Annotated in this window: 14 protein-coding genes; 3 read left to right on the top strand and 11 right to left on the bottom strand. The window is 60.9% G+C overall.

The window, feature by feature from the left end:
• Positions 1 to 6 precede the first annotated feature (6 nt).
• The 8 genes from SC1_RS07810 to SC1_RS07775 all read right to left on the bottom strand — a co-directional run bounded on the left by SC1_RS07810 (position 7) and on the right by SC1_RS07775 (position 8,856).
• Positions 7 to 741 (bottom strand): PepSY domain-containing protein, encoded by a 735-nt coding sequence (locus SC1_RS07810; protein WP_062179743.1) that lies wholly within the window; start codon positions 739 to 741, stop codon positions 7 to 9.
• Positions 738 to 1,442 carry a PepSY domain-containing protein gene (locus SC1_RS07805; RefSeq protein ID WP_062179739.1) on the bottom strand — a complete coding sequence of 235 codons (705 nt, stop codon included), beginning with the start codon at positions 1,440 to 1,442 and terminating at the stop codon, positions 738 to 740. Before SC1_RS07805 ends, SC1_RS07810 begins: the two co-directional genes overlap by 4 nt.
• Before the next feature lie 10 nt (positions 1,443 to 1,452).
• Complete coding sequence (locus tag SC1_RS07800; RefSeq protein ID WP_062179736.1) at positions 1,453 to 4,155, bottom strand: TonB-dependent receptor domain-containing protein; 2,703 nt, start codon at positions 4,153 to 4,155, stop codon at positions 1,453 to 1,455.
• A 458-nt stretch (positions 4,156 to 4,613) separates the two neighbouring features.
• Positions 4,614 to 5,684: a copper resistance protein B gene (locus SC1_RS07795; protein WP_062179732.1), complete on the bottom strand. Its 1,071-nt coding sequence runs from the start codon at positions 5,682 to 5,684 to the stop codon at positions 4,614 to 4,616.
• Positions 5,681 to 7,468, bottom strand: coding sequence for a copper resistance system multicopper oxidase (locus SC1_RS07790; RefSeq protein WP_062179729.1), 1,788 nt, complete (start codon positions 7,466 to 7,468; stop codon positions 5,681 to 5,683). Before SC1_RS07790 ends, SC1_RS07795 begins: the two co-directional genes overlap by 4 nt.
• A 100-nt stretch (positions 7,469 to 7,568) precedes the next feature.
• The gene (locus SC1_RS07785) at positions 7,569 to 8,153 is read right to left on the bottom strand and encodes an RNA polymerase sigma factor (RefSeq protein ID WP_062179727.1); all 585 of its coding nucleotides are present in this window, start codon (positions 8,151 to 8,153) and stop codon (positions 7,569 to 7,571) included.
• Positions 8,150 to 8,587 carry a periplasmic heavy metal sensor gene (locus SC1_RS07780; protein WP_062179724.1) on the bottom strand — a complete coding sequence of 146 codons (438 nt, stop codon included), beginning with the start codon at positions 8,585 to 8,587 and terminating at the stop codon, positions 8,150 to 8,152. The genes SC1_RS07785 and SC1_RS07780 overlap by 4 nt, the downstream gene beginning before the upstream one ends.
• 2 nt (positions 8,588 to 8,589) lie before the next feature.
• A complete protein-coding gene (locus SC1_RS07775; RefSeq protein WP_062179721.1) occupies positions 8,590 to 8,856 on the bottom strand; it encodes a hypothetical protein in 267 nt (88 codons plus the stop codon).
• A 140-nt stretch (positions 8,857 to 8,996) separates the two neighbouring features.
• Between SC1_RS07775 and copC the strand changes: the two genes are divergently transcribed.
• Together copC and SC1_RS07765 are read left to right on the top strand one after the other, a co-directional pair.
• Complete coding sequence (copC, locus tag SC1_RS07770; RefSeq protein ID WP_062179718.1) at positions 8,997 to 9,380, top strand: copper homeostasis periplasmic binding protein CopC; 384 nt, start codon at positions 8,997 to 8,999, stop codon at positions 9,378 to 9,380.
• Between the two features lie 125 nt (positions 9,381 to 9,505).
• On the top strand, positions 9,506 to 9,859 hold the full coding sequence (locus SC1_RS07765; protein ID WP_062179716.1) for a hypothetical protein: 354 nt from the start codon (positions 9,506 to 9,508) through the stop codon (positions 9,857 to 9,859).
• Positions 9,860 to 9,949: 90 nt separating this feature from the next.
• Here SC1_RS07765 and SC1_RS07760 read toward each other — a convergent pair whose 3' ends face one another.
• The 3 genes from SC1_RS07760 to SC1_RS07750 all read right to left on the bottom strand — a co-directional run bounded on the left by SC1_RS07760 (position 9,950) and on the right by SC1_RS07750 (position 13,908).
• Positions 9,950 to 11,956, bottom strand: a complete 2,007-nt coding sequence (locus SC1_RS07760; protein WP_062179713.1) for a PAS domain-containing sensor histidine kinase — start codon at positions 11,954 to 11,956, stop codon at positions 9,950 to 9,952.
• Complete coding sequence (locus SC1_RS07755) at positions 11,953 to 13,467, bottom strand: ATPase domain-containing protein (RefSeq protein WP_238586618.1); 1,515 nt, start codon at positions 13,465 to 13,467, stop codon at positions 11,953 to 11,955. Before SC1_RS07755 ends, SC1_RS07760 begins: the two co-directional genes overlap by 4 nt.
• Positions 13,468 to 13,554: 87 nt before the next feature.
• Positions 13,555 to 13,908 (bottom strand): response regulator, encoded by a 354-nt coding sequence (locus SC1_RS07750; RefSeq protein ID WP_083435742.1) that lies wholly within the window; start codon positions 13,906 to 13,908, stop codon positions 13,555 to 13,557.
• A gap of 268 nt (positions 13,909 to 14,176) precedes the next feature.
• On the opposite strand from SC1_RS07750, the gene SC1_RS07745 reads away from it, so the two are divergent.
• Positions 14,177 to 14,968 (top strand): Crp/Fnr family transcriptional regulator, encoded by a 792-nt coding sequence (locus SC1_RS07745; RefSeq protein ID WP_193749130.1) that lies wholly within the window; start codon positions 14,177 to 14,179, stop codon positions 14,966 to 14,968.
• Positions 14,969 to 14,979: the final 11 nt, after the last annotated feature.

The following is a 14,979-nucleotide window of genomic DNA, read 5'->3' as shown; positions in this document are numbered from 1 at the left end:
AAACCATCAGCGGATTCGGGCGACCACAACCGGTTTGCGGCGGCGGCGCACCCAGCGAAAATCGCTGCGGCTGAAGCTTTTGAACAGCAGATAGAAGCCAGTTCCAGAGAGCCAGAGCGCGCCAAAGGCAACAAAGATGATCAACGGGTGATTGAAGCTCTTCCGGTTCAGATAGTCCATATTGTGGAGCATCCAGAAAAAGTCCCATGTCCGCCACGTATCGCCGCGCATGACGAGGAAACGCGCCGTGTCGAGCGAGATATAGGCGCTGCTATTTTCTGCATCGTCGAAATCGACGCGCCACATCGCGCCCTGGTGATCCCGCGACTCAAGGTTCGCCTTGGCAAGTACGCCGACCTCGCGGATCGGCGCGTCGTTCATCATTGCCGCGACCTCGCGGGCCATCGCCACGTCGACGCGAATATCCGCGCCGGTGGTCGCGTCGACAAGGCGGACGCCCTTGGCCGATCGGACCTCATAGACGGGACGGGAGCCAAGGTCGCGCAGCAGGACCCCCGTGACCGCCTCGCCGCGTGGCAGTGCCGCGACGTCGAAATAATCTCCCGCGGGCAACGGGTGCGCATGGCTCATTGCGCCGCCATGACCGCCAACCTCGTCCTTATCGAGGAGCGCCATCACCGAGCCGCTTAGGGCCCAGAGCAGGAACTGGAGTCCGAGGATCAGGCCGACCCATTTGTGGATGCGCCGAAAGAAAAGCGGCGTGAAACGTATCCTTTTCATGCCTTTTTCCTTTTGCGGCGTGGGAACGACCAGATCAGCAGCCAAGCTCCGGTCAGCGCCATGGCAAAGGCGCTCCATGTCGCGACCCGAAGTAGTGGATTGTTGACGTCGGTGCGCTCGTCATAGTCCATGATGTGAAGCATCCAGGCGACATCAAAGACACGCCACAACGCGTGGCGCCGCGAGATCAGTTCACCCGTCTGCGGCGACAGATAAAGCGTCGGACGGTTCCAGCCCTCGAACTCGACCTGCCAATAGGGCGGTTTGCGCGATTGCATTTCCTGCGGCGCCTTGGTCAGCAGGCGCACCGACACAATTTTGCCGTCGCCGGCGTAGATACGCCGCGCCTGTTCGCGAACCTGGGACTCGGTCAGCGCGGGCAGCGGCGCACCTGAGCGCGCATCGAACAACCGCGCCCCTTCCGGAGTTTCTGCTCGCCAGACGGGACGACCGAAGAAATGCTGCAAGCGAACTTCCGACGCACCGGGGGCGGACGCGACGATCCGCGACGGAGGCGCCAGACCCGCGAGATCGAATGGCTGGGTCACCGGCGCGCGCACAAGATGGTCGCCATGGATGGTGTCGATATGCACGACCACCATATAGAAGCCGGTTAGCGTCCACAGCAGAGCCTGGACGCCGACCACCAAAGCCAGCCATTTATGCGTTCGCCGGACGAACAGGGGCCAACGGATCGCCATACCGATACCCTCAGAAAGCCGTCCGGAAGCCGACGTAGAAACGCCGTCCGAGCAGGTCATAGGTCATCGTGTCGGTATTCGCATCGGTGAAGCTCTGGATATAGGGCGCCTTGCGGTCGAATAGATTGTCGACACCGAGCTGGAAACGCGTCTTCTCGTCAACCTCAAAGGCGACTTGGAGATTGTGGTAGAAGATGTTCGGCGTGCGATAGCCGATCTCTCCGGCCGAAGCGTTGAAGTCGGTCGCCTTGCCAATCCACTGCGTCGACCAGGTCGCGCTGATCCCGTCCTTTTCGGCGGTCAGCACGCCATAGCCGCGCCACTTCGGATAACCGCCGTTGCCGCCGCCGATGAAGCCGTCGAAGTCGATCGGCGCGCCACCCGGGAATGGCAGGACGACATATTTGTTGAGATAGGTGAGGTTGACGTCGAGCGAGATATTCACGCTGCCGATTCCTCCCGCATAGACCAATCCGAGATCGAGGCCGTTCATCTCCTCACGACCGGTGTTGATCGGCTGCGCGGATAGGAACGTGACCTCGCCGGTCAACGGGCTGCGCGTAAAATCATCGCAGAAGGGATGCGACAGGTTCGCACTGGCATAACAAATGGCAAGCTTCGTAGAGCCCGGAATCGCGCGGATCGCGTCCTTGATCTTTATGTCGAACCAGTCGGCGGTGAGCGACAGGCCCGGGATCAACGCTTTGGGCGTGATGACCGTGCCGACCGTCCAGGTAGTCGAACTCTCGGGCTTCAAATTCTCGTTGCCGCCAACGGTGGTGAGGATCGTGGTACCAAGCTGGACATAGTTCGCCGGCACGCCAGATGCCTGACAATTGGCGATCAGCCCTGCATTGCCGCTCGTCGAATAGCGCGAGCAGGGGTCGGTAGTCGTCAGATTACCTTCAGACACGCCGCCGAACAATTCCGGGACGTTCGGGATGCGAAAACCCGTGCCATAGGTGCCGCGCAGGCGGAAACTATTACTGATCATCCAGTCGAGGCTGGCCTTATAGTTCCAATCGCTGCCGAACAGGTCATAATCGGAATAGCGGACGGCGCCATCGAGCGTCAGCGCTTCGAAGAAGGGCTTGTCCGCCAGAATGGGTACCGACAGCTCAAGATAGGCTTCCTTGGCGACGCTCGCCCCCGCAATCGGGCTCTGCTGATTGGTGTTGGCGATACCCAGCACGGTGAGCGGATCGGGATCGCGCCAGCCCTTTTCCTTGCGATAGACGACACCCGCCGCGAATGACACGGGGCCCGCGGGCAGCTTGAACAGATCGCCGTTGAGATCGGCGGTGACCGTTGCCAGCTCATTTCCACCGCGGTCGCGCGACGTGAACAGGATATAGTCGAGAACTTCGGGGGTCAGGTCGCCGAACCCGAGATAGTCGGCGCAAGGTATCGTCGCACCGGCGGCAAGACTGCATTTGGTCGTGTCGAGCGTATTGGCCACTCGCTCTAGATTGGCGATGTTGGTCGAACCATCCACCGCAGTATTGCGCCCGAAAGCGCCCGCCACTTCCCAACCCCAGTTATTGGAGAGCTTGCCACGGAGGCCGAAGGTACCCTGCCAGGTATCGGTCTCCTGAAAGAACTGACGCGCGCCGGGTTCCGCGAGGCGACGCTGGACAAGGACGATATTCTGTCCCGTCGGGTTGGTCGGATTGCTCGCGGCGATCGAGAGATTGCGCAGCGTACCTGGTGTCGCGATCTGGTTCGACTTGCGGAACGTATAAAGAAACTCGGCGAACGCTTCGATATTGTCGGTGATATCATAGTCGGCGAAAAAGGCTGTGCTGACGCGCTCGACGGGACTGACCGCATTCAGGAACGGAGCCGAATTGAAGTTGTGCTTGGCGGCGCTGTAGGGTTCGAAGAAGTTGCCGTTACCGCCCAGCACTTGATTGAAGTTGATCTGCTGACCGTTCGGCAGCACCGCGCGCCCGCCGACCGTCGAGGCGCTGTTGACGCAACTCAACGCGCCGGGCGTCGTTTCCGCCAGCGAGCAAGGTGCGCGCGTCGCCATGTTGACCGCCTTGGTCTTCTGATAGGTGACCGCCGCCATGAAGCCGCCACGGTCGTTGCGAATGCCCCAGAGCAGGTCGGCGGTGAAGTCTGAGCCGTCGCCCTTTTCCGTGATCCCCTGCCGCACGCTGAGGCCGAGACCTTCATAGTCGGTGCGGGTCACGAGGTTGACGACACCCGACATCGCGTCCGCACCATATATCGCCGAGGCACCATCCTTGAGCACATCGGTCCTCGCAAGCGCCGCGACGGGTATCATGTTGAGGTCGGGCGACGAGTTCGCCCCGGTACCGCCTGCGACGAGGCGGCGGCCGTTGAGGAGAACAAGCGTGCGCTTGATGCCGAGGCCACGGAGGTTCACCTGCGCGGTGCCATAACCGTTGTTCGCCCAATAAGCGGAGCTTTGGTTACCCGCGAAGCCGGCGTTGGCGGGCAACCGCTGTAGCACGGTCTCAATGTTGACCAGTCCAGTATTCTCGATTTGCTGGGCGGACACCACCGTCGCCGGACCGACGCCGGCAAGATCCTGGCGCCGAATACGCGAGCCGGTCACGACGATGTCGCTTCCCAATTCGCTCGCCTCCGCCGCGGACGAGGGTGCCGCGGCATCCTGAGCGAAAGCCGGCGTTGCGATAGTTGCGACCACCGCGGCGCTCGCGAGCAATGATTTTCTGATCGACATGCGAAACCCCCTTTTTGGTTACGTGATGAACCTTAGAGAGCATCAATTGTATATACAGGTCAACAGAAATAATCCTGTAACTTCAATATGTTATATGATCAAGAAGAGGTTGCACCTGATATGGCTAATACGCATCCCGAAGGATTACCCCTCACATAAGGAGACATTTTTTTCCTTTAGGGGATGAATTGCGAACGGCACGGGTCGCCGCGGTCTAAATCCGAGTAATTTTATTACAAAAGCGTCGGTGAGCGTTCGCTGGGCGCCATGCCGGAACGAATCGGGCGAGAGCCCATCGCCTCCCCTGACGAAGCGGGCGTGCGATGTAGAAATCCAATGGATGTTCAATCAGGACGGACACACGTGATATCGGTCAGGCCGCCGACAATCGACCACCGCGAAGACTATGGCAGCCGGTTACGCAGTGTCTGCTCGACCTTGCGCGATCCCGCGAATCTCTAGAACCAGGCGCGGATACCCATCACGAAGCTGACGCCGCTGGCATCTTCGCCTGCTGCCCGCGCAAAGCGGGCCGTATCGCCAACCTTGCGCGCCCATTCGACGCCGACATAGGGCGCGAATTCCTTCACGACCTCATAGCGAAGACGAAGCCCTAGCTCGAGGTCGGAGAGGCCCGAACCGGTGCCGGTCTCGGGTACGTCCTGAAACGCGAAGTTGAGTTCGGCCATTGGCTGGAGGATAAGTTTCTGCGTGACGCGCTGATCATAATAGCCTTCGAGCCGGCCGAGGAGATCGCCCTTGATTGAGAGAAACAAGGCGCCCTCGACCTCGAACCAATAGGGTGCGAGCCCCTCGAAACCGATCGTCGCATAGGTGCGATCCGGGCCTGGCCCCAAATCTTGCCTGACACCCGCCTGTGCATTGAAATAGGGGCCAATTGCACGGCTGTAGAGCGCCTGCACCTCGGCGCCCTCGATGCCTTCGCCAAAGACACCTTCGCCTTCGCTTTTGATCGTGAGCCGATCAATGTCGCTGCCGTACCATGCCTCGCCGTCCCAGCGAAAACCATCGCGGCCCTTGCGCGCCTGATATTCGGCGAGGTTAAAGCTGATGAAGGCGATGGTCTGCGCGCCATTTTCCTTCATCATCTCGTGACGCGAATGCTCCATCTCGGCCGCTGGATAGATACGATCGGCATACCAGTCGTCCGGCGCCGCCGGGGCGGGAGCTTCGCCCGGCGGAAGATCGGTGCCGGAAGCGCCGGAGGCCGGCTCGGCCGCTGCGCCGACCCTTGGCGTGCAATGCCCCATCTTCGCATGCTCGGGCGGACAATCGGGGTCCACCGGCGCGGCCGCTGGTTCTTCCATTGTCGGCGCGGGTTTCGGGCTGTCCGCTTCGGCCGTGCAATGGCCCATCGCCGCATGCTCCGGGGGACAGGCAGATGTGCGTGCTTCTGCCTGATCCATCGCCATGCCGGACATCGACGAATGATCCATCGACTGCGCAGCCGCAGGAGACGCGAAGGCAAGCAATGCGGTGCCCGCGAAGAAAACTGGCGTCCGCATCATGCAGCCTCTCCCCGAGGGCGCACGCTTACGACGCGCATCATTCCTGCATGCATGTGATAAAGCATGTGGCAATGAAACGCCCAGTCGCCGATTGCGTCGGCAGTGAAATCGAAGCTAGCCGTGCCCCCCGGCTGGACAAGCACAGTGTGCTTGCGCGGCGAGTGATCGCCCTTGCCCGTGACAAGTTCGAAGAAATGCCCGTGCAGATGGATAGGGTGGCTCATCATCGAATCGTTGATGAGATTGATCCGGACCCGCTCGCCCTCGATGAAGGGGATCGGCTCATGGTGATCGGACATCTTCACCCCGTCGAAAGACCACATGAAGCGTTCCATATTGCCGGTAAGATGGATGTCGAGCGATCGCTCGGCAGCTCGCACGTCGGGATTGCGATCGAGAGCGACCAGGTCATGATAGGTCATAACCTTGTGACCCACATCCTCCAGCCCCTGCCCCGGCTCGCCCATACGGTCGACGGGCATCGGTGAGATCGTCTGGACGCTGGGATCGCGCTTCACCTGCGCAGCAACGCTGAAATCGCGCATGCTGTGCTGCATCCCACCCGCGCCATGTCCCATCGCGGCATGGTCCTGCGCCGCGCCGTCCGCGGGCGGCAGCTTGCAATGCCCCATCGCTGCGTGCTCGGCGGTGCATGCCGCATCGCCGGCCGTCATCGCACCCATTCCCATGTCCTTCATCGTCGCGAGCGGGCGCTCGCGAAGGGGCGGGACTTCGGCGGCCATGCCCGCACGCGGCGCCAGCGTAGCGCGTCCCATGCCCGAGCGGTCGTTGGCTTCGGCGACAAGCGTATAAGCCCGGTCCTCGACCGGGGTCACGATGACATCATAGGTTTCGGCGACCGCAATCTGGAACTCGTCGATCTCGGTCGGCACAACATTCAGGCCGTCAGCCTGCACGACGGTCATCCTGAGACCCGGGATGCGTATATTGAAGATCGTCATTGCCGAAGCGTTGACGATGCGCAGCCGCACGCGCTCGCCAGGATTGAAAAGCGCGGTCCAATTGTCGCGCGGGCCATAGCCATTGACGAGGAAGGTGTACGTCGATCCGTTAACATCGGCTACGTCAGTCGGATCCATCCGCATCGCGCCCCACTCGATGCGCTCTTTCAGCGATTGGTCTTTGCCCGAAAGCAGTCCCGACAGTGTTTGGCGCTGCATGTTGAAATGGCCGGGATTGACCTTCAGCTTGCGGAAGATCGCCTCTGGCGACAGCTGGCTATGATCGGACAGCACAACAACATGTTCGCGGTCATAACCAATGGGATCAGCTCCCGCTGGATCGATGACGATCGGTCCGTAGTGGCCGAGCTGCTCCTGCAGGCCCGAATGGCTGTGATACCAGTAGGTCCCCGACTGCACGACCGGAAATTCATAAACGAATTTCGAGCGCGGCTTGATGCCGGGGAAGCTGACGCCTGGAACGCCGTCCATATGAAACGGAAGAATCAGGCCGTGCCAGTGAATCGAGCTGTCCTCGTCGAGGTCGTTGACCACGGTGAGCTTCGCAGTCTGCCCTTCCTTGAGCCGCACCAGTGGCGCAGGCACCGTGCCGTTGATGCCAATCGCGCGGCTGAGCTTGCCGTCGATCCGCATCGTCTGCCGGGCGATGCGCAGGGTGATGTCATTGCCCGAAACGGTGGGCAGCGGCGCCGTGATGCCCTGCGACACCGGCTGAGCCCACGCCGGAAACCAGGATGCCGCGGCGGCGGCTGCTCCCCCGCCCAGAGCTGCGCTCACGAACCGACGCCTATCTACCTGCATATTCTTCCCGACCGTTTCCGAATGTTCATAATGCCATACGCAGGCACTAGGTCTGCCCCTCATCGACAGAATAAAAAAGTGCGGTCGAGCGTTTGAACGCTCAACCCTGATCGCGTTCGCCCGTTCCAGCAAGCAACGCCTTGAGACGGGTCCGTGCGCGATAGAGACGGGTTTCGATGGTCTTTTCGCTGACGTCCAGCATTGCCGCCGCTTCGGACTGGCTGACCTCGTCCATCCCGCGAAGGAGAAGCACTTCGCGCAATTTTTCCGGAAGTTGACCAACTGCGGCGCGAACCCTCGCCAGCTCCAGCCGATCGTTCACTTCCATGTCCGGCGCGGGAATATCGCTCGCTACATGATGCGCACTCTCAAGCGGCAGTGCGCGCGAGAAAAAGGACCGCACCTTTCGCCGGCGGCCCCAGTCACGACATTTGTTGAGAGCGACGCGCGATATCCAGATGCGGAACGAACGCTCGCCATCATAGCGGGCGAGCGCGGAGAATCCGGCAACGAAGGTTTCCTGCGTCAGGTCCATCGCCTCATCGGCGTCGCCGATATGTTTGACGATGAGCCGGTAGACCACAGCCTTGTAGCGACCCAGCAACTCACGATAGGCATCCTCGTGGCCCGCGCGCGCGCGCGCCACGAGCTGCTGGTCGCTATACGGCGATAGATCGGAGTTCACCGCGCATCGGCGGTCAGCGCCTTGACCACGCTCTTGTCGAACATGCGCGCCTGGTTATCATCAAGGATCGCCCGCATCGCGAAGAGATGCTGAAGCGTTTCCTTCTGCAACGTCCCCATGACGTCATGAGTATGATCGATGGCCTCAGTGACCCGCGGTCCATAGCCATGTTCGGCCTCGATCGCTTGCGCAAGCCGGATGTTGGCTGCGCGCATTTCGGTCTCGAGCGTCCGGCGCCGTTCGGCAAATTTGGTTTCGATCTGTTCGAGCTTCGCTTCCTGCACCGGCGTAAGATCCAGCTCGCTATGGAGAAGCGCGTGCAGTTCAGTTTCGCTGGCTTTCGGCGGATCCGACACGATGCGGCCAACGAACACGCCTGCAATGGCGGCGGCGAAAGCGATCAACCCGACGATGAACAAGCGGCGCGCGGACATCCTTACTGCGAGTCCAGCAAGGTCGAGGGCGCAAGCGCGCTGGCAGGCCCGAACGGACTGATGGGGCTAGCCGCGACTGCGGGTCCTGGGAAGGCGCTGCCAGCGACAACGCCGCCGCCCAGCGACACAAAGGCGGCCAAAGCCATCAGCCGGCCAATCGCGGCAGATTCGCGTCGGCGCGCCGCAAGGGCGCCGATAATGCGATCGTCCAGCGCGTCGAGCGACGCCGGCAACTCGAACCTGTCCAAAATGCGAAGCTCTTCGTCCATCGACCTGTCTCGCCAATTCTTGTCATTGTTTATACGCATGAGCGGCAATCACCCCTCACCGCTACATTCTTTTCCTTGCAGATGAGGGCTATGCGCCCGCCCTGCGTATTAACAGGACGGACACGCAATTGGAGTTTTTTATGTTCAAATCGCTTCTCCCCTCCGCGACAGCCGCTCTCGCGCTGCTCTTGATGCCGGGCGCCGCAAGTGCGCACACCCAGCTCATCGGTTCGACCCCCGCGGCCAATTCGACCGTTTCGAAAGTGACGTCCGTCAACCTGAAGTTCAACGAAAAGATAATCGCTTCGACTGTCAAAACTGAATTCGTCATGACCGGAATGCCCGGCATGGCCAATCACGCGCCAATGAAAATTCCCTATACGCCGGCGATGAGCAAAGACGGTAAGTCGATGACACTCGCGCTGAAGCGGGCGCTGGTGCCGGGAACCTACAAGGTCAAATGGTCGGCCGCGGGCGCCGACACCCACCGAATGGGTGGCGAATTCAGCTTCACCGTAAAGTAGGGCGGTGGGCGATCCCGCGCTGATCGGCATCAGGTTCGCCCTCGTTCCCTTGCCGAGGCCTGGTCTCATTGGCATGCTGTTCAAGAGACGACGAAATCACGTTGCAGTTTGAAAGTGGAGAGAGAATGCCGACGAACATTCCGCCGAGAGGCGACATCGCAGCCCGTGAGCGTCACCACACGCTCGATCTCATCGGGCTTCGCGCACACGCGACGACTGTTGGGCTCATTCAGCTGTGCGAGGAGTTGCTGAATGCGGGAGTTTTGAGCGTCGAAGGGCTCGACCGTATCAAGGAAGCCATCTTCACAGAGCTTACCGTCGGGAAGCGGGAACGCGTTGCGAGGCAATCCAATTTCGACGAAACATTACGTGACCGGATCGACGCGGTTTTCCCTTCTTTCGCCGGCGAACCCGCTCGCGAGCAGGTCGGTTCGATCGAAGATTTCGAGGACGCATTGAAAGAGTATCATGGAGCGTAATAGCTGCGAGCCATGGTCGGCGCTCGCCCGCCACCGCTAGTTTGCACACGGCTTCCCGATCAGGACAGGGGTTGCCAAAAATATATGCTATCAGTTGGCGAGCGCGTCTTCGGCCATCGCATCATGGATTGCGCGCGCCATCTCGGCCGCGCGAAAGGGCTTCGGCAAGCGAAGGACATCGCTTGCCGTGTCCTCGGCAAGGTCGGCAAACCCCGTGATCATCAGCACCGGGATATCGGCCCGGACCTTGCGCGCCTCGCGCGCCAGCTCAAGGCCGCTCATCGATGGCATTAGATAGTCGGTGACAACGATGTCGAAGGGCTGCGACCGGACCAAGCTGAGCGCCTGCGGTCCGGAGCCGGCCTGCTTCACAAAATGTCCCATCTCTTCAAGCATCGCCGCGGTCCCTTCCCGAACGACATCCTCGTCATCGACAAGCAATATACGAAGCGGTGTCGTTTCCAGCAGCGGCGCTTCTGCCGGCGAAATGTGTGACAGGGCTTCCGAGGATGCGGCTGGCAAAAGAATTTCAGCGACGGTGCCTGTGCCCTGCTCGCTACTGAGCGTCAGGCGCCCGCCCGACTGAGCCGCAAGACCATGCACCATCGACAGGCCCAGGCCCGTGCCCTTGCCAACGCCTTTTGTGGAATAGAAAGGCTCGACAGCACGCGCGAGCGTCTCGGCATCCATGCCTGCTCCGCTATCCGCCACAGCGATGCGAATATAAATTCCATCGGGAAGGCTTCCATCTTCAACTTCGGGTTCCCAGCGAGCGACCGAGATCGCAAGGCGTCCGCCTTCCGGCATCGCGTCGCGCGCGTTGACGGCGAGGTTGAGAATGGCGAGTTCTAGCTGGTGCGGATCGACCATTGCGGCTGGGACGTCGGCCACGAGATCAACCGACAAGTCGATCGTCGGACCAATTGAGCGCTGAACAAGTTCCTCCATCCCCTCGATCAGTTCCTTCACGTCGACGGGCAGCGTCTCGAGATTCTGGCGGCGGGCAAATGCAAGAAGGCGCGCTACCAGGGTTCGTGCGCGTTCGGACGACTGGAGCGCACCATCGAGAAGCTTCTGCAGCCGCGCATCCGAAATCTTTGTGCGCAAGATGTCCAGGCTGCCCACGATGGGCGTGAGGAGATTGTTGAAATCGTGCGCGACCCCGCCGGTCAACTGGCCGAGCGTCTCGAGTTTCTGGGCTTCATGGAGTTGCGCCATCACCTCTGCATGTTCGCGCGTGCGCGCCTCGACCCGTTGTTCCAGCTCTACGGCAAAGTTGCGCAGCGTCTCTTCGGCTTCCTTTCGCTCGGTGATTTTCTGACTGACGCCAATCATCCCCAGCGCACGCCCCCTCGCGTCGAGTTCGGGTTTGCCGCGAACCTGCACCCAATGAACCGATCCGTCTGGCCAGATGCAGCGATATTCGATGTCATAGTCGGCGCCCGTCTTGAGTGAACGCTCCACCTCTGCCTGCATTGTCGCCCTGTCGTCGGCGTGCACGCTTGCGACAAGCTCATCATAGGGGAACGGGTCATCGGCGGATCTGCCATAATGGCTCTTGCAATCGGGCGATGCGTCGAGCCGCATCGTGGCGACGTCAAAACTCCATTCGCCAAGCCGTCCGGCAGAAAGGGCAATGCGCAGCTGTTGTTCGCCTTCGCGGATCGCCTGCAGCCGCGCCCGCGCTTCATATTGCCTGCGGCGCCCACGCAGAGCAGCCTTAACGATGCTGATAAGAGTCGTGGGATGAAACGGACGCTCGATAAAGGTCACATTGCCTAAAAGTTCGAGATAGCGACCGGCAGCAGGATTGCGCTCGATGCTTCCGCCGCGCTCGGTGAGGAGGATGAACGGAAAATCCGACCATTCGCCCTGCGCCCGGATGAAGGCGTCCAGCGCGCGAAGATCCGCACCGCGAAGCGCCTCATCGGTGACCAGCCCGAAACCCGCTCCGCGAAGCAAGATGTCGACAAAATCCTGGAGCCCCGTCGCGATCGCACTTTCGATGCCTGCCTCGCGCAGCATCGAGGCGGCGATATCGGCGTCTCTTCCTCGCGGCGCGAGAATGATCGCCCGCTCTGAAAAGGTCCGGTTCATCCCGTCGGAAGTGCCTGCGGCGTTTCCATGAGATCTCCGTTCCCGATGATCTCCGGAACGCCCCGAAGCACGCCCTGAAAACCGGTAAGCGGCTCGCCAAGAGTGATACCACCCGCGCCAATGCGATATTCGCGGATTGTATGCTCGTGGGCGCCGGTGCGCTTTTTCATGATCGATATGGCGCGGCGCACGCGGCCCGCCGCCTCGAAATAGCGGAGCAAGACGACGGTGTCGGCAAGATATGTCACATCAACCGGCGCTTTCATGTCGCCCACTAGGCCGTGCTGTGCGACGGTCAGGAACGTCATCGCGCCCCGTCGGTTCAAATATTGCAGCAGCTCATGCATGTGAAGTATGAGCGCCGTCTCTTCGGGCATCGCAGCCTGAAAACCGTTAAGGCTGTCGATAACGACAGTTTTCGCCTGATATTGCTCAACACAATTGCGCACGCGATGCGAGAATTCGCCCGGCGACAGTTCGGCGGCGTCGACCTGCTCGATGATGAGATTGCCGCTATCAACCATCTGCTGGATGTCGATCCCCATTCCCCTGGCGCGCGAAATCAGGAGACCGAGCTCCTCGTCGAAGACGAACATCGCGGCCTTGTCGCCGCGGCGGATCGCGCTCTCGACGAAGGTTAGCGCAAAGAGGGATTTTCCCGTCCCGGAGGGTCCGAGAATAAGCGCGCTCGACCCCGTATCGAAGCCGCCGCCGAGTAGAGCGTTGAGTTCGGCATTCTCGGTTTTGACGACGTCGCGAACGAAATCGGTCTTGTGCTCGAGCGATACAAGGCGCGGAAAGGCGCGCACCCCGCCCCTCTCGATCACAAAATCATGATAACCGCCGCGAAAGCGCTGACCGCGATATTTAAGGACGCGCAGCCGGCGCCTTTCCGCGCCATATTCGGGCGACATCTCCTGCAGCCGAATGACCCCGTGCGCAACGCTGTGCACCGTCTTGTCGGCGCTCTCGGACGTCAGGTCGTCAAGCATGAGCACCGTGGCGTCATGCCGCGCGAAATAATGTTTGAGCGACAGGATCTGGCGGCGATACCGAAGCGAACTTTGCGCAAGCAAGCGGATTTCGGAGAGGCTGTCGAGTACGACCCGATCGGGTTTCACCTCCTCATATTTTTCGAGAATGCGCTTGGTCGTCTCGCCGAGCTCCAGGTCGGATGAATAGAGAAGGCTTTGCTGCTGCTCGTCATTGAGCAGGGCTTCGGGAGGTACGAGCTCGAAGATATGGAAATTGTCGGGAAGATCCCACCCATGCGATCGGGCGGTCTCTCGCAGTTCCTCCTCGGTCTCCGACAAGGTGATGTAAAGGCAGCATTCTCCCTTGGCGGCGCCGGCGAGGAGAAACTGGTTTGCGATTGTGGTCTTGCCCGTGCCTGGGTCGCCCTCCATGAGGAAGATGCGACCTCGCGCCAGGCCCCCCGCAATGATTTCGTCGAGGCCCGAGACCCCGGTTTCCGCCTTGATCGTCCGATCCACATTGGTTTCCTCTGTCACTCGGTTGCGCTCCATCGCTCATCGGCCTGTCGGTGGAAAATGTTCGACAAGCGGAAGCGGTTCCCGCAACGGCGCATGGCGAAGAGTTCAGTCAAGCTCAGCGAGCGCGCGCTTCAAGCTGTCGAGCGTGAAGGGCTTTGCGAGATAGGGCCGATCTTGCCAAGCTGCCCCGAGCGCCTCGGTGAAACCGCCCGTCGCCACCAGGAACGGAATGTCCGCGTCCGACAATGCCGCCGCGATCGGATCGCCGCTGTCGCCATGGGCCAGGTGGACATCGACGATCGCGGCATCGATTCCGCCTTCAGATATTCTCGCCAGCGCGGGCGACACGCCATCGACGACCGCAATCGGCTCGCGCCCCATCATGAGGAAATATTCCTCAAGAAGCATGCCGATGATGGCGTCATCCTCGACGATCAATATGCGCTGCAATGTCGGCATGCTTGCTCCGGTACGGCACGGCGCCAGGGGCGCCAAGGATCAAGCTAGAACAAGGCGGTAGGCCGGTTTGTTCCGCGCGCCAACACAGCCTGCCGTTCGAACGCCGTCCCCGGTCATTGCCCCCGGCGCGCGACGTCGCAGTCTCTTCGCGTTATTCAAATCAATGTTCGGTGCGGCTGGCGCGCTGCGCCAAAGCCCGCGAGCCCGGGAACGCTTTTCGCAAACAAATGTTTGTCATTCGGATGGAACCCGATGGACAGGAGGATATGTGCACAGGGATGTCGACGCCCCTTTTCGCTGGATGGGTGACGCCGCGCAGGCGCCGCGGGACGATCGGCTCGGCATCTTTATCCGCAAGCTGATCAGCCACAGCCGTCTCGCCGCCGATGACCAGGCCGCGATCGCCTCACTGCCGTTCAGCATCAAGACGCTGGAGCCCAACGACCATATTCTGCGAGAAGGCGAGCGGGCGGAAATCTGCCCGGTGCTGCTGTCGGGCTTCGCCTACCGTCAAAAGATCTCCGCCGATGGCGGTCGACAGATCGTCGCGCTCAAGATCCCGGGCGACCCGCTCGATTTCCAATCGCTCTATCTCGACCGCGCCGACCATAACCTTCAGGCGCTTACCAAGGTCGAGCTTGCGATCTTCGCGCTGAAGGATCTGGAAAAGCTGGTGGCGCCGCGCCCTGGCCTCGCCCGCGCCGTCTTCGTCGACATATTGATCGAAGCTTCGATCGGACGCGAGTGGCTACTCAACATCGGCCGCCGGAATGCGCTTGCCCGCCTCGCGCATCTGCTTTGCGAACTGCTTTACCGGGTGGAGCAGATCGCGGGCGAGACGATCGACAATTTCGAGCTGCCGCTGACGCAGGAACAACTCGCCGACTTGCTCGGCCTGACGCCGGTGCACATCAACCGAACGCTCCGGCAGCTCGAAAAAGAGGGTGCGATCCGGCGCGTGTCGCGGCGCGTGTCGATCGCCGACATTGCCACGCTACATAGGATTGCCCAATTTTCCGATATTTACCTGCATCGAAACCAAGGTTCGGCGGTTGTCTGAATAAGGGCGGG

Source organism: Sphingopyxis sp. C-1 (assembly GCF_001047015.1).
Lineage (GTDB): Bacteria > Pseudomonadota > Alphaproteobacteria > Sphingomonadales > Sphingomonadaceae > Sphingopyxis.
This window is presented reverse-complemented; position numbering and strand designations above follow the sequence as displayed.

Coding starts and splice junctions, on each gene's coding strand:
- SC1_RS07810 (WP_062179743.1), bottom strand. CDS start 741: ATGAAAAGGATACGTTTCACGCCGCTTTTCTTTCGGCGCATCCACAAA.
- SC1_RS07805 (WP_062179739.1), bottom strand. CDS start 1,442: ATGGCGATCCGTTGGCCCCTGTTCGTCCGGCGAACGCATAAATGGCTG.
- SC1_RS07800 (WP_062179736.1), bottom strand. CDS start 4,155: ATGTCGATCAGAAAATCATTGCTCGCGAGCGCCGCGGTGGTCGCAACT.
- SC1_RS07795 (WP_062179732.1), bottom strand. CDS start 5,684: ATGATGCGGACGCCAGTTTTCTTCGCGGGCACCGCATTGCTTGCCTTC.
- SC1_RS07790 (WP_062179729.1), bottom strand. CDS start 7,468: ATGCAGGTAGATAGGCGTCGGTTCGTGAGCGCAGCTCTGGGCGGGGGA.
- SC1_RS07780 (WP_062179724.1), bottom strand. CDS start 8,587: ATGTCCGCGCGCCGCTTGTTCATCGTCGGGTTGATCGCTTTCGCCGCC.
- SC1_RS07775 (WP_062179721.1), bottom strand. CDS start 8,856: ATGGACGAAGAGCTTCGCATTTTGGACAGGTTCGAGTTGCCGGCGTCG.
- copC (WP_062179718.1), top strand. CDS start 8,997: ATGTTCAAATCGCTTCTCCCCTCCGCGACAGCCGCTCTCGCGCTGCTC.
- SC1_RS07765 (WP_062179716.1), top strand. CDS start 9,506: ATGCCGACGAACATTCCGCCGAGAGGCGACATCGCAGCCCGTGAGCGT.
- SC1_RS07760 (WP_062179713.1), bottom strand. CDS start 11,956: ATGAACCGGACCTTTTCAGAGCGGGCGATCATTCTCGCGCCGCGAGGA.
- SC1_RS07750 (WP_083435742.1), bottom strand. CDS start 13,908: ATGCCGACATTGCAGCGCATATTGATCGTCGAGGATGACGCCATCATC.